General features: G+C 55.9%; 14 protein-coding genes. 6 read left to right on the top strand and 8 right to left on the bottom strand.

Features of this window, described 5'->3' with window-relative positions; translation table 11 throughout:
• Both ACZRMH_RS19785 and ACZRMH_RS19780 read right to left on the bottom strand, forming a co-directional pair.
• Positions 1-1,620 (bottom strand): Ig-like domain-containing protein (locus ACZRMH_RS19785; RefSeq protein WP_464014872.1); only part of this gene is annotated, 1,620 nt, incomplete at its 3' end.
• Between the two features lie 343 nt (positions 1,621-1,963).
• Positions 1,964-3,163 (bottom strand): methionine gamma-lyase, encoded by a 1,200-nt coding sequence (locus tag ACZRMH_RS19780; RefSeq protein ID WP_464014871.1) that lies wholly within the window; start codon positions 3,161-3,163, stop codon positions 1,964-1,966.
• Between the two features lie 124 nt (positions 3,164-3,287).
• On the opposite strand from ACZRMH_RS19780, the gene ACZRMH_RS19775 reads away from it, so the two are divergent.
• The 3 genes from ACZRMH_RS19775 to ACZRMH_RS19765 all read left to right on the top strand — a co-directional run bounded on the left by ACZRMH_RS19775 (position 3,288) and on the right by ACZRMH_RS19765 (position 5,249).
• A complete protein-coding gene (locus ACZRMH_RS19775; protein ID WP_464014870.1) occupies positions 3,288-3,758 on the top strand; it encodes an Lrp/AsnC family transcriptional regulator in 471 nt (156 codons plus the stop codon).
• A gap of 187 nt (positions 3,759-3,945) precedes the next feature.
• Positions 3,946-4,629 (top strand): glycoside hydrolase family 19 protein, encoded by a 684-nt coding sequence (locus ACZRMH_RS19770; protein ID WP_464014869.1) that lies wholly within the window; start codon positions 3,946-3,948, stop codon positions 4,627-4,629.
• Between the two features lie 86 nt (positions 4,630-4,715).
• Positions 4,716-5,249, top strand: a complete 534-nt coding sequence (locus tag ACZRMH_RS19765; protein ID WP_464014868.1) for a DUF3087 domain-containing protein — start codon at positions 4,716-4,718, stop codon at positions 5,247-5,249.
• A 99-nt stretch (positions 5,250-5,348) separates the two neighbouring features.
• On the opposite strand, the gene ppnN is transcribed toward ACZRMH_RS19765, so the two are convergent.
• On the bottom strand, positions 5,349-6,722 hold the full coding sequence (gene ppnN / locus ACZRMH_RS19760; RefSeq protein WP_464014867.1) for a nucleotide 5'-monophosphate nucleosidase PpnN: 1,374 nt from the start codon (positions 6,720-6,722) through the stop codon (positions 5,349-5,351).
• Positions 6,723-6,955: 233 nt separating this feature from the next.
• On the opposite strand from ppnN, the gene ACZRMH_RS19755 reads away from it, so the two are divergent.
• Positions 6,956-7,276 (top strand): YbjQ family protein, encoded by a 321-nt coding sequence (locus ACZRMH_RS19755; protein ID WP_464014866.1) that lies wholly within the window; start codon positions 6,956-6,958, stop codon positions 7,274-7,276.
• Positions 7,277-7,323: 47 nt separating this feature from the next.
• On the opposite strand, the gene ACZRMH_RS19750 is transcribed toward ACZRMH_RS19755, so the two are convergent.
• Together ACZRMH_RS19750 and csrA are read right to left on the bottom strand one after the other, a co-directional pair.
• The gene (locus tag ACZRMH_RS19750) at positions 7,324-7,866 is read right to left on the bottom strand and encodes a DUF1269 domain-containing protein (protein ID WP_464014865.1); all 543 of its coding nucleotides are present in this window, start codon (positions 7,864-7,866) and stop codon (positions 7,324-7,326) included.
• Positions 7,867-8,163: 297 nt separating this feature from the next.
• The gene (gene csrA, locus ACZRMH_RS19745; protein ID WP_016780419.1) at positions 8,164-8,358 is read right to left on the bottom strand and encodes a carbon storage regulator CsrA; all 195 of its coding nucleotides are present in this window, start codon (positions 8,356-8,358) and stop codon (positions 8,164-8,166) included.
• Positions 8,359-8,609: 251 nt separating this feature from the next.
• On the opposite strand from csrA, the gene ACZRMH_RS19740 reads away from it, so the two are divergent.
• Both ACZRMH_RS19740 and ACZRMH_RS19735 read left to right on the top strand, forming a co-directional pair.
• The gene (locus ACZRMH_RS19740) at positions 8,610-8,966 is read left to right on the top strand and encodes a hypothetical protein (protein ID WP_464014864.1); all 357 of its coding nucleotides are present in this window, start codon (positions 8,610-8,612) and stop codon (positions 8,964-8,966) included.
• Positions 8,967-9,088: 122 nt separating this feature from the next.
• Positions 9,089-9,709, top strand: a complete 621-nt coding sequence (locus tag ACZRMH_RS19735; RefSeq protein ID WP_464014863.1) for a TetR family transcriptional regulator C-terminal domain-containing protein — start codon at positions 9,089-9,091, stop codon at positions 9,707-9,709.
• A gap of 143 nt (positions 9,710-9,852) precedes the next feature.
• Here the strand turns inward: ACZRMH_RS19735 and preA are convergent, their stop codons facing one another.
• The 3 genes from preA to hydA are packed head-to-tail and all read right to left on the bottom strand — an operon-like array spanning position 9,853 to position 13,993.
• On the bottom strand, positions 9,853-11,127 hold the full coding sequence (gene preA / locus ACZRMH_RS19730) for an NAD-dependent dihydropyrimidine dehydrogenase subunit PreA (RefSeq protein ID WP_464014862.1): 1,275 nt from the start codon (positions 11,125-11,127) through the stop codon (positions 9,853-9,855).
• Positions 11,128-12,495 carry an NAD(P)-dependent oxidoreductase gene (locus tag ACZRMH_RS19725; RefSeq protein ID WP_464014861.1) on the bottom strand — a complete coding sequence of 456 codons (1,368 nt, stop codon included), beginning with the start codon at positions 12,493-12,495 and terminating at the stop codon, positions 11,128-11,130.
• 58 nt (positions 12,496-12,553) lie between these two features.
• Positions 12,554-13,993, bottom strand: coding sequence for a dihydropyrimidinase (gene hydA / locus ACZRMH_RS19720; protein ID WP_464014860.1), 1,440 nt, complete (start codon positions 13,991-13,993; stop codon positions 12,554-12,556).
• Positions 13,994-14,189: the final 196 nt, after the last annotated feature.

Here is a 14,189-nt window from a genome sequence, read left to right as displayed (position 1 = left end):
CTCGCCGGAGTCATTGACCTGGACGCGACTCAGCTCAGTAGTATCGTCGTAGATAATCACTGTGCTTCTGGCTTCAGCGGTGCCACTGAAGATCGGGGTATTGTCGTTGGTGAGGCTGCCGTCGGTGATGGTGCCTGTAAACAGGGTGGCGTTATCACTCAGGGTTGCGGTTGCAGCGTCTGGTGAAACCGTATCGACGGTAAAACCGATGGCGGCACTTGCCGGGCTTTGGTTACCGGAAAGGTCTTCGACCACGGTGGTAAAACTGTGGTCGCCTTCAGCCAGGGCGGTGGTCGTGTAAGTCCAGTTGCCGGAGGCATCGACTGTTTGACGGGCCAGTTCGGTGCTGCCGTCATAAATGATTACCGTGGTTCCGATCTTGGCAGTGCCGCTGATAGTCGGGGTGGTGTCGTTGGTGGTGCTGCCGTCGTTGATGGGGCCGATGGCCGGGTTGGTGTTGTCGTTCAGGGTGACGGTAGCCGCGATCAGGGAAATCGTGTCGACGATAAACGTTATCGCGGTGCTGGCCGGGCTTTGGTTGCCGGCAAGATCCTGGATGACAAAAGTGAAGCTATGGGCACCATCGATCAGGGCAGCTCTTGGGGTAAACGTCCAGTTGCCGAAAGTGTTTACGAGGGCGCGTCCCAATTCGGTGCTGGCGTCGTAAATGATTACCGTGGCTCCGGCTTCAGCGGTGCCATTGAAGGTCGGGGTGCTGTTGTTGGTTGTGCCGCCATTGGTAACGTTATCGCTCAGGGCGTCGGTCTCGGCAGCAGGGGCAACGGTATCAATGGTAAGTTCAAAGCCAGGCGAGGGAGGCGTCAGGGCCCCAGTGGGGCTCTTAGCAATGATGAAAATAGTATGCGTGCCCTCTGCGAAGGGTATTTGTGGGGTAAATTCCCATTTGCCATCGTTACCGACCAAAACTTCACCAATAGTCTGATCGCCATCCTTGATGATAATGGTATTGCCCGCAGTGCCGGTGCCGCTGAAGGTCGGGGTATTGTCATCGGTGCTGTTCGCGCCGTTTATGCTGCCGATTTTTCCGGCAACGTTATCTTCGACATTCTCCAGTCTGGGCGTTGTTGGTGGCTGTGGGGGCTGCGTCGTGCTGTTACCGCCAGTACTTCCCTGGGTACTGCCGCCTACGATAAGGCCTCCAAGCCCCAACAGAACTGGCCAGAACCAGTTAATGCCACCTTCCAACAGGGTGAAGAGACCGCTCGGTTGGCTGGCATCCGAAAGCGGCGAGGGTACGCTGTCCATAAGTAGGTCAGCCGTGTAATCCTGTTCGGCACTAACAGTCATGTACTCGACGTAAGCGCCGTCCTCTGTAATACCTATCAGTTGGCCCTGGGTGTCGAAGTAGCCTTCGATGATTAGTTGCGGTTGATCAGTGTCCGTACCTTCAAGCGTTATGTGCAGGTCTTTGCCTACGCGCTTGTAGTGGATGTTTTGCAGGGAACTACCCTGCTCGCTATCAGAGAGTATGTACTTGCCATTCGCTACGGCTTTGATCCGTATCGGGTGGCCCTGCAGGTCGGAATGAAACTCGGTAGCTGCTGTATTGGATTGGCCAGCTACGACAGTCACATTCACTGTCATTGCGTTCACTGTCATCCCTCGTTGTGCTCCATTCACAGTCAACTGACGCCACTTAGTGTCAGCCAAGGAGCGTCCCGTCACCTGGACGTACTTTGGAATGATTTATTTTTTACTCAAGCTATAGATTTGCGATACGAGACTTGTCTCAAATTTGAAGGGAGTGTTGAGGCACTGTGTTATTGATACAGATTTTTTGAGGAAAACCTCGTAAGTCAGTCGTATTGGGGCATGAGGATGAGTTGTGGCGGGTAAAATGACAGCGCCGATGCCGAAACCGACCTTGGCGCCGCAATTTTTGAGGGTGTCCCAGTTTTGTGGTCGAAGCTCCAGTGAAGCCTCTCGCAGCCTTTGCCAGCGACTACACATTAACCTTCAGTGCCTGCTCTATATCCGCCAGCAAGTCGGCAACATCCTCCAGCCCTACCGCCAGCCTTACCAGCCCTTCGGAAATACCGTGCAGCGCACGCTCTTCCAGGGTGTAGGTAGAGTGAGTCATGCTCGCGGGATGTTGCGCCAGTGATTCGGCCCCACCCAGGCTCACCGCACGGCTGAACAGTTGCAGGGCATTCATAAAGCGCTGGCCAGCGGCCATGCCACCTTTGAGTTCAAAGGCAATCATCCCCCCCGGCAATTTCATTTGCCGGGCTGCCAACTCGTACTGTGGGAAGGAGGGCAGGCCGGGGTAGGCTACCCACTCCACGGCGGGGTGTTCCTGCAACATCTGGGCAATGGCATGGGCGCTGCTGCAATGCCGATCCATGCGCAAGGCCAGGGTTTTGATCCCGCGCATCAGCAAGTGCGCATCATGGGGCGACAGGACTGCGCCGGTCAGATCCTTGAGCCCTTGCAGGCGAATCCGGTCTGCCAGGTTCTGGCGGGTCACCACCATGCCTGCGGTGATATCGCTATGCCCGCTCAGATACTTGGTGGCCGAATGCACTACCACATCGGCGCCCAGTTCCAGTGGGCGCTGTAAATAAGGGGTGCAGTAAGTGTTGTCGACCACCACCAGCATGTTGCTGTGCCGGTGGGCAATGCTTGAGACGGCAGCAATATCCACCAGTTGCATATTCGGGTTGGCCGGTGTTTCAAAGTAGATCATCCGTGTTGCCGGGCTGATGGCGGCTTCCAGCTCGGCAGGGTTCGACATGTCCACATGCTTGACCACAACCCCGAATTCACCGATGCCGTGGTGCAGCAGGGCAAAGGTGCAGCCATACAAGGTGCGGTTGACAATAATTTCGTCGCCGGGCCTTAGCAGGGTCCAGAAGGTCGCGGCAATCGCGCCCATGCCTGAACTGAACGCTACCCCGGCTTCGCCGTTTTCCAGCGCTGCCATGCGTGTTTCTAGCAAGGCAAGGGTGGGGTTGGAAATACGGGTATAAAAATGCCCTTTTTCTTCGCCGGCAAAACATCCAGCACCGTATTCGGCGGTGGCAAAAGCAAAGGTCGAAGTCATGTAGACCGGGGGGATCACTGCACCGTTGTTCTCCTGCGCGTTGTAGCCGTAGTGGATGGCGCGGGTAGAAAAGCCGAAGTTGTTGTTTTTATCGTTCATGGCGAACTCTCCGATATTTCCTACAATGCTATGCTTTAAATGTACGAGGAAAATTCCAATTTTGCTTGTATCTGCAGACCTTATTAGAACAAAAACCAGTCATATAGGAATTTAGAGGCAAGTTATGCCAAGCGCTCTGGATAGAACAGATAAAGCCTTGCTCGCTGCACTGCAGGGTAATGCCCGACTGACCGTTGCAGAGCTGGCTGAGAGCGTTTCGCTGACTACTTCGCCCTGTTGGCGAAGGGTAAAAATACTGGAAGAAAGCGGGGTTATTACCGGCTATCAGGCGATCCTTTCACCCAAGGAGTTGGGTTATGGCGTCACGGCCTTTGTCAGCGTGATGATGGCTTCCCACTCGCAAGAGGTGGCCAGAAGCTTCGAGCAGCGGTTGCTGGAAATCCCCGAAATTGTTGCCTGTCATAACGTGTCCGGGCGTTATGATTTTTTGTTGGAAGTAGTGGCCAGAGATCTGGAATCGTTTGGCGAGTTTGCGCGTGAGGTGCTGCAGGCTCTGCCAGCGGTCAAGGAGATCTATTCGAGCTTCTCATACAAGTCGGTCAAGCCGCGGCGAGAGATTCCGGTGGCTCGCTGAGGGCTATTAAATATTTATAAAAGGGTGCTAGTTAGAACGTGAAGTCTGCGAATTTTTATCCGTCTTAATGCGGGGTTGTCAGCGTTTTCTGTTAAAAGTGTAGTCCCGCTCTATTAATGATTATTTGGCCGGCGGTAAAAGTTTTAAGTGGTTCACTTTTAATGTCATCCATTAAGAGTACATAACCATGTTGACCCGTGAAATCATGTTGCAATTATTCCCGAAGAGCGTTGCACACGTAGCTGTTTATCTGCCTTTTATGCAGGTGATGATGCGCCATCGGCAGATCAATACACTACGGCGCATGGCTGCTTTTCTGGCCCAGGTTGGTCATGAAAGTGCCGGCTTTACTGTGCTGGTGGAAAACCTCAATTACAGTGCTGACGGCCTGGCAGCTACCTGGGGTTCGCGTTTTGCGCAAAAAAATTCGGCCGGGCACTACATCACTGTCATGGTGGAGGGACGCTCGAAGCGTCTACCCAATAACGACGCATTAAAGCTCCATCGCAAGCCCGAAGCCATCGCCAACCGGGTGTACAGCAACCGGCTTGGCAATGGTTCCGAGACGTCGGGGGAGGGCTGGCTATACCGGGGGAGAGGCTTGATCCAGGTAACCGGCAAGGCCAATTATCGGCAATGCAGCCTCGGTATGTTTGGCGATGAGCGATTATTGACCACCCCGCAAATATTGCAGGAATGGCGCTGGGCTGTTGAGTCGGCCGGCTGGTACTGGAACTCGCGCAATGTAAATGCCCTGGCAGACGGCGACGACTTTGAACGTGTGACCAAGGCGATCAATGGCGGCCTCAATGGCCAGGCACACCGTGTTGCCCTGTATCGCCAGGCGTTGGGTTTATTGCAGGCGCCCTGAAATTTTATTTCAGTCAGCAAGGCCGCTTTATCAGTCCATAATGCCCGCGCACTTTGCCCCCGTCATTCTGGAGTCATATAACAGTGATGTTTGAAATAAAACCGATAAGCCCTGAAATCTATCGCCAGCAGACTCGTCGCAGCACGCTGTATATCGCGCTGACATTTATCGTACTGGCGCTGCTGGTGTCCGGGCTGGCGGTGATGTTGCTGGGCGAGGCAGGTGGCGACAATTTCCGCTTGAATCTGGGCGGGGTGATTGTGGCCCTGATCGCTACCATTTTACTGGTGCGGTATCTGTTCTGGTCGCAACCCTGGATGGCGCCTGCAGTTTACGGCTGGCAACTCAAACGCAGCCTGATGAAGGTCACCAACGTCATGCATCATGTAACGGCAGGGGTAATGGCGGGGGATGTGGCAGCGATGAAACTGCTGCGCTTTTATCACCTGGGCTTGACCCAGATGTACCAACTGGACGCCAACTCCAGTGCGTTAAACCAGATGGTTCGCGAGATTGATTTGCATAAGGCGCGCCTTGAAGCGCTGGGTATCGACACGGAGCAAACCAGGCTTGATCCACAGTGGCTTGAAGCGGTGAAAAACTTTGCGCCACTGAAGTAATGCTGTTCAGGTCTGCGGTACTTGTGTGTGGGAGCGGGCTTGCTCGCGATGGTCTTCAACGACCATCGGGAGCAAGCCCCACAGTTTATAAGGTGAGGCTTAGCTTACGACTCTGTAGCACGGCTCATAGGCCGCGCCGCCTGGCAGTTTCATGCGGTGTTGTTCGACAAATGCCTGCAGCAGTTTATCCAGAGGCTTCATCACAGCAGCGTCACCGTGGATCTCATACGGCCCGTGTTGTTCGATCAGGTGGATACCTTTCTCTTTCACGTTACCCGACACAATCCCGGAAAAAGCCTGGCGTAGATTGATAGCCAATTCATGCGCCGGCATGTCGCTGCGCAGTTTCAGGTTGGCCATATTGGCATGGGTCGGGTCGAAAGGGCGCTGGAAGCCTTCGTCGATTTTTAGTAACCAGTTAAAGTGAAATGCGTCGTTGCGTTCGCGACGGAACTGTTTCACTGCCTTGAGCCCGGCGGTCATATGGCGGGCCACTTCGGCCGGGTTGTCGATGATGATCTGATAATGCTGCTGGGCTTCTTCGCCCAGGGTTGCGCCGACAAATTCATGCAGTTGTTGCAGGTAGGGTTCGGCTTCCTTGGGGCCGGTCAAGACAACCGGGAACGGCACATCCTTGTTTTCCGGGTGCATCAGAATGCCGAGCAGGTACAGGAACTCTTCAGCTGTGCCGGCACCGCCCGGGAAGATAATCACCCCGTGACCCACGCGGACAAAAGCTTCAAGACGCTTTTCGATATCGGGCAGGATCACCAGTTCGTTGACGATGGGGTTCGGCGCTTCGGCAGCGATGATGCCCGGCTCGGTCAGGCCCAGATAGCGGCCACCGGTCAAACGCTGTTTGGCGTGGGAAATGGTCGCGCCCTTCATCGGTCCTTTCATCACACCGGGGCCGCAACCGGTACAAATATCCAGGCTGCGCAAGCCCAGTTCGTGGCCGACCTTTTTCGTGTATTTGTACTCTTCGGTGTTGATTGAGTGACCACCCCAGCACACCACGATTTTCGGTTCGACGCCGGGGCGCAGCGTACGGGCATTGCGCAGCAGGTGGAACACGTAGTCGGTGATGCCCTGGGAGCTGCTCAGGTCGATGCGCGGGCTGTCCAGGCCGCTCTGGGTATAGACGATATCGCGCAGGGCGCTGAACAGCATTTCACGGGTGCTGGCGATCATTTCGCCATCAACAAAGGCATCCGCTGGGGCGTTGAGCAGTTCAAGGCGCACGCCGCGGTCTTGCTGGTGAATCCGTACCTCGAAATCCTGGTAGGCCTCAAGGATGGTTTTGGCGTTATCGACGTGCGCGCCGGTGTTCAGGATAGCCAGTACGCACTGGCGGAAAAGCGTGTAACTGCTGCCTGAGCCAACCTCGCTCAGTTGTTGTACTTCACGTTGGGAAAGTGTTTCCAGGCTGCCTTTCGGACTAACCGAGGCGTTGATGACTTGTCTTTGGACCATTGCGAGCTTCCTTGAGCGGGGTCGAAAAGTTGCTTGGCGCAGCTATTGAATTCATGTCAGCAGCGAGCGAGGCGTCCCAACTCTTACGTTTTTTGATGGTTCTACTGTAAGCATAGTAGCCCTGGTCATGTAATTAAAAGAGCCTGCAGTTAACTCTGGTTACAGTACCAGCAGTGAGCGCGGCGGCGATAAGGTAACCTCGCAAGTCACTGAAAAAGAAAAAGGACAGGCAGATGATCATCACCACCACACACAGCATCGACGGCAGAAAAGCCACTGAATACCTGGGTATTGTCAGCGCCGAATCGGTCCACGGGATCAACGTGGTGCGGGACTTTTTTACCGGCGTACGCGATTTTTTTGGCGGGCGTTCGCAGACCCTGGAGCGGGCACTCAAGGAAGCGCGGGCAGAAGTGACGGACGAAATCCGTGACAGGGCGAAGGCCATGGGCGCAGATGCGATTATGGGGTTGGATTTTGAAATCAGCATGCCTTCAGGTCGTGGTGGCATGCTGGTGGTGTTTGCCACGGGCACCGCAGTGCGCTTGAACTGAGGCGCCAGGTTTCGACCGCACAGGGCGGTCGAATGGGCCTGTACGGGTTAAACCGTTTTGGCCAAAGGCACGGAAGTGGTTTTGGACAGCGCGTCCTGCAGCTTCTGCTCTTGCTCGGGCGACAGGGAGGTACGCAAAACCTTGCCCTTGAAGTCCGAGTCTTCCAGTTCCTTAAGCACTTTTTCCGGCTGGAACTTGCGCAGCAGCACAAACAGGGCCGAGGAGTCATTTGGAATGGTCTCGCTCAATGATTTGATAAAATCATCATCGATGCCGTAATCGCTCAACGAGCCCGACAGGGCACCGGTCCCAGCACCCAGTGCGCCGCCAATGGCAAAGCCTGCCAGCGGGTTGAGAAACAGCAGCCCCACCAGTGCGCCCCACAGGCCACCAGTGACCAGACCTGAGGTGGCCCCGATCGCTGTCAGATTGACGCTTTGCTTGATATGGATCTTGCCTTCGGCATTACGTACCACAATGACCGCATCTTCCAGCTCGACCAGATGCTCTTTGCTCAGCGATACCATCTTGGTGAGGGCACGATCTGCTTTTTCGGTGTCTGAAAATCCCACTACGATTAAATCGGACATGTCTTTCATTCCTTGACGGTACAGGTCCAGCCCGGCGAAGAGCTGAAGGGTGGAGGAGTTTCTCAAGGCGTCACAATGCAAACGCCCTGGCGCGCAGTGGTTCAGCTGTTTAGAGCCTTCTGCGAGGAATGAGCGTGGTCGCTAACCTTGAAACGGTCAAGTCGACAAGACATATCTCTTAACAAAGAGACGGGTGCAGCAAGAGGGCTATGCCGTGGCAGGTGCTGTGTGCAAATGCTTTGAAGAGGGCTGACTGAGCAGCCCTGACCTCAAGCCTAGGGCTGATACCTCACAGGCTTACGGCTGTTCGTTCTTTTCAGGAGCATTCAAACCGGCCTGGATGCGTTGGTAAATTTCTTCACGGTGAACGGCTACATCCTTCGGCGCGTTGATGCCGATTCTGACCTGTTGACCGCTGACACCTAAAATAGTGATCGTAATATCGTCACCGATGTTTATGCTTTCACCAACTTTGCGGGTGAGTATCAGCATTTTTTTCTCCTTGATGGCTTTGTAAGGCACGTCTCTGAGACGGTGCGGCTTCGGTCATGACTACAGAATACTGCTAAGTACGTATTATTGCGCCGCTCATTACAGACGACATGGCCAGAGGTTTAATTCCCTTTAAGGGGAAAATTCTCGCGCATAAGCCTTAAATTGGGGCGCTTTGGATTTGTTCAAGGAGAGCAAGGCCGCTGCCCCAGTGATAAAATCTACCCATTCAAACAGACAGGGGAAACGCAGTGCGTATAGTCATCGTGATGACAGCTTTTTTGGCCTTGACGGCTTGCGGTCAGGAGTCTAACGATAAAATCCAGCGGGCTAAAGCAGCTTCTGAAGCATCAGCGGTCCAGGCACCCGTTGCTCACTGGGCGTTGGAGATCACTGAGGGTCAGAGAGCGACCATCCCGGACACTACCGGCAGGCTTCTTGACAACGGTTTTACTCCTTATATTTTCGAGAGTGGCGGTGTTCAGCACTTCCTGATCGGGCCGTTTACCTCCGAGGCTCAAGCGCTTGAAGCCCAGCAAAAGATGAAGCTCAAGCCCAAGCTGGACGGCATTGAAACCAACGTGATCGAGTTACCCGCCGCGAAATAATCTGATACAGCGTCGGGTATTCGCCTAAGCGTAGCTGCCACAGGCGTTATTCGACGCCTTGTGGAGGAAATATTTGCTCACTCGGCGTCCATCAGAGCAGCACGACGGCAAGGGTAATCGCCATGAGCAATCACAAGATCGAAATTCGACGCAGCAATGTCGAAAAAATCCTTCTGGGGGCCGAAAAGGTTTTTGCCGAAAAAGGCTTTGCCGGCACGGCGATGGCGGATATTGCGGCGCAAGTGCAGTTGCCACGCTCTAACCTGCACTACTACTTCAGCACCAAGACTGATCTGTACAGCGCGGTTTTGCTGGGGTTGCTGGAAGTGTGGAAGCAGGATGCGCTGTGTTTCGAGACTTACGACGATCCGCGCCTGGTCCTGAGCAGCTACATACGCGCCAAAATGAACCATTCACGCACCCGGCCCCATGGCTCGAAAGTCTGGGCCAATGAAATGATCCATGGCGCCCCGACCCTGGGCCTGGCGCTGGATGCCAGCCTGTATGACTGGGCCAAGATGAAGGAAGCGAAAATTCGCCAATGGGTGCAAGACAAGCGAATCCTGCCGGTGGAACCTTCCAGCCTGCTGTATATGATCTGGGCCTCAACCCAGCATTACGCTGATTTTGACCATCAGGTGATGATCATCAATGATCACCAGCCGTTGTCCGATATCCAGTTTGAACGGGCGGTGCAGACCGTCACCAGTGTAATCCTGCGCGGGATCGGGCTGGAGCCGTAAAAACACCTTGGGATGTACTCAATGTGATGTGTGGGAGCGGGCTTGCTCGCGATGGCATCACGCTGGTGTCCTTGACACACCGCGTCGCTTGCATCGCGAGCAAGCCCGCTCCCACAGAAGTTTATTTATGCTTTCGTTAAATTTTACGAAGCCACCCGATACGGGTTACGCGGGTCATGGTTCCAGTCCAGGAACGGCAGGCCATTGTTATGCGGCACCATCTCGATACAGTCCTCCACAGGGCAGGTGATCTGGCACAGGTTACAACCCACGCATTCATCGTCTATCACTTCATAACGGTGCGTGCCGTCCGCCTGTTTCAAGCTGGCGATGGCCTGGTGCGAGGTGTCTTCGCAGGAAATATGGCAGCGCCCGCAACCAATACAGGCGTCTTGATCGATCTTGGCGATGACCTGATAATTGATATCCAGATATTTCCAGTCAGTGGTATTGCCCACTGCACGGCCAGAAAAGTCCTCCAGGCAGGTGTAGCCCTGGCTGTCCATCCAGCGCGACAAACCGTCTTTCATCTCGTCAACAATCCGAAACCCGTGCAGCATCGCGGCGGTACACACCTGCACCGAGCCACAGCCCAAGGCAATAAATTCTGCGGCATCACGCCAACTGCCAATGCCGCCGATGCCGCTGATCGGCAAGCCTCTGGTCAATGGGTCACGGGCAATTTCGGCGACCATATTCAGCGCGATCGGCTTGACCGCCGAGCCGCAATAGCCGCCGTGGGTACTCTGGCTCCCCACCATCGGCAATGCCACCATGCGTTCAAGATCGACACTGGTGATCGAGTTGATGGTGTTGATCAACGATACCGCATCGGCCCCCCCACGATGGGCGGCCCGGGCGCTAAGGCGCACATCGGTGATATTGGGCGTGAGCTTGACGATCACCGGCAGTGAGCACCAGGTCTTGCACCAGCGCGTGACCATCTCCACATATTCAGGCACCTGGCCCACAGCCGCGCCCATGCCGCGCTCCGGCATGCCGTGGGGGCAACCGAAATTCAGCTCGATGCCATCGGCGCCTGTGGCTTCAACCAGCGGCAGGATAAATTTCCACGATTCCTCCTCGCAGGGCACCATCAGCGACACGATCAGCGCCCGGTCCGGCCAGTCCTTTTTGACCTGGGTAATTTCGCGCAAATTGATCTCAAGGGAGCGATCGGTGATCAGCTCGATATTGTTGATGCCCATGACTTCTCGATTCGGCCCGAAGTGCGCCGAGTAGCGTGAGGACACGTTGACCGCCGCCGGGTCTTCGCCCAGGGTTTTCCAGACCACGCCGCCCCAGCCCGCCTCATAGGCGCGCACGACGTTGTAGGCCTTGTCGGTGGGTGGCGCAGACGCGAGCCAGAACGGGTTGGGCGCTTTGATACCGGCGAAAACAATTGAGAGATCGGCCATTTACGCAGCCTCCTGATCAAGCATGAGTTGGGCATGCATGGCTTCTGCGGCCAGCTTGCCGTGTTGCACGGCCTGTACGGTCAGATCCTGCCCCAGTGAAGTGCAATCGCCGCCGGCATAGACCCCGGGAATGCTGGTACGCAGTTGTTCGTCCACCTCGATGCGGTCGCCTACGCGCTTGAGCGTTTGTGCCAGCGGGTCGGCCAGGGCGTGCTCATCAAAGGTCTGGCCGATGGCCTTGAACACTGCGTCTGCGGCCAGCTCAAAGGTTTCACCGGTGGTCACCAGGCGCCCGTCCTCAAGATGAGTACGGGCAAAGCGCATACCGCGCACCTTGCCCTTTTTATCCAGCAACACTTCCTGTGGCTGTGCCCAGGTCATCAGGCGCACCTGATTGGCCTTGGCGATGTCCTGCTCGTGCCCGGTGGCGCCCATGTCCTCCAGCCCGCGGCGATACACCAGATTTACTTCGCGAGCACCAAGACGAGCCATTTGCACGGCCATATCGATCGCCGTATTGCCAGCGCCCAATACAATGCAGCGCTCGGCCAGGGGCAATTGCGTCAGGTCATCACTCTGGCGTAGCTCGCGAATGTAGTCGGTGGCGGCCAACAGTCCCGGCGCATCTTCGTGGGTTAAACCCAACTGGCGACTTGCCGCCAGGCCCAGCCCCAGAAATACCGAATCGAATTGCTGATGCAGTTCACTCAGGCTCAGGTTGGCGCCCAATCGCTGCCCGTGGCGAACCTCAATACCGCCCACTTGCAGGACGAAATCCACTTCACGCTGGGCGAAATCATTTACCAGTTTGTATTTGGCAATCCCGTACTCGTTTAGTCCGCCGGATTTCTCCCGGGCTTCGAAAATCACCACGTCATGCCCGTGCAGTGCCAGGCGATGGGCACAGGCCAGCCCCGCAGGCCCGGCGCCGACCACGGCAATGCGCTTGCCGGTAGGCGCAGCCCGTTTGAACGGATGCTCGCTGAACTGTGCATGGTCAACTGCATAACGCTGTAACAAACCGATCAGCACTGGCGCGCATTCCTGGCTGTTGTTGCGCACGCAGGCTTGCTCGCACAGCACCTCGGTCGGGCATACCCGGGCACAACTGCCGCCGAGGATATTGGCCGAGAGAATTTTCTGCGCTGCGCCCTGGACGTTTTCCTGCTGGATATTGCGAATAAACGACGGGATATCTATATCACTGGGGCACGCATTGACGCAGGGCGCGTCGTAGCAATACAGGCAGCGTGAGCTTTCCAGCACCGCTTGACGGGCGTTGAGGGGGGGTGCCAGATCAGTGAAGTGGCTCGCCAGCACCTGCGCATTGTCGTGCGGGTGCGGTAAATGGTTCAGGGACTTGATCACAGTGATTGCCTCACGGTTGTGGGGTACGTCCTGCCTCTGTCGGGCAGTGGTCTGACACTTAGCGCTTCACAGCCACCGGCTGCTGGTGTTCGGCGCGTTTTTTCAGCAGATCGAACACGGCAGGGTAGGCCGGGCGCTCGATATAGCGGCCTGCACCGCGTTCAGCCCGCAGGTCACCATCGGCCCACAGCACACGGCCCTGGCTGACGGTATGGCTGGGAACGCCGCGCACGGTTTTGCCTTCAAAAATATTGAAGTCGACGTTTTGATGATGGGTTTTTGCGGAAATGGTGCGAGTGCCCTGTGGGTCCCACAGCACCAGGTCGGCATCGGCACCGACGCGGATCGTGCCTTTGCGCGGGTAGATATTGAAAATTTTCGCGGTATTGGTCGAGGTCAGTGCAACGAACTCCTGCATTGACAGGCGCCCGGTATTCACCCCTTCATCCCACAGCAGCGCCATGCGGTCTTCGATGCCCGCGGTGCCGTTGGGGATCTTGCTGAAATCGTCACGCCCGGCGGCCTTTTGCTCGGCACAGAAGCAGCAATGGTCGGTGGCAGTGGTGTGCAGGTTGCCCGACTGCAGGCCATGCCAGAGTGCTTCCTGATGCCCGCGCGGGCGGAAGGGCGGGCTCATCACATAACCGGCGGCGGTCTGCCAGTCCGGGTGCTGATACACGCTGTCATCGAGCAACAGATGCCCGGCCAGTACCTCGCCGTACACAGGTTGGCCCTGACTGCGCGCGTAGGTGATTTCATCCAGCGCTTCACGGGTCGAGACATGCACCAGATACAGCGGTGTGCCGATGGTCTGAGCGATGCGGATCGCCCGGCTGGCGGCTTCGCCCTCGACCTGGGACGGGCGCGATAGCGGGTGGGCCTCAGGCCCGGTCATGCCCTGGGCCATCAGCTTGCGTTGCAGGTGGTACACCAGTTCGCCGTTTTCCGCATGCACGGTGGGCACTGCGCCCAACTCCAGGCAACGCTCGAAGCTGGCCACCAGGGTGTCATCAGCGGCCATGATCGCGTTTTTGTACGCCATAAAATGTTTGAAGCTGTTGACGCCGTGCTGGCTGACTAATTCGGCCATTTCTTCACGCACCTGCTCGCTCCACCAGGTGATGGCAACGTGAAAGCCATAGTCCGCCGCTGACTTCTCGGCCCAACCGCGCCACTGATGAAAAGCCTCCAGCAGGGACTGCTGCGGGTTGGGAATGACAAAGTCGATAATCGACGTTGTGCCGCCAGCCAGACCGGCTGCGGTACCACTGAAAAAGTCTTCACTGGCCACCGTGCCCATAAAGGGAAGTTGCATATGAGTGTGCGGGTCGATACCACCGGGCAGCAGATATTGGCCGCTGCCATCGAGCACTTCGCAGCCTGCCGGAACATCAAGATCGGTACCTATTGCGCGGATTAGACCGTCGGCGCAATAAACATCGGCACAATAACTTTCATCATGGGTCACAAGCGTAGCGCCACGGATTAACAGCGACATACGGAGTTCCTCGCAGGCTGACCGGCTAGAGCCGGTTCTAAATGTTGTTATTAAAGTTAGTGGGGAGTTTCCATTCCTGCCACTGGTGACAGGAATAAAATCTAGAGGGTTGTATGGAAATGATCAAACTTTATTTTTAATTGCACTATTTGTACTTAACTAACTGATTTATATGTATTTATTATTAAAATCACCA

The organism is Pseudomonas sp. B414 (assembly GCF_055408445.1).
This window is presented reverse-complemented; position numbering and strand designations above follow the sequence as displayed.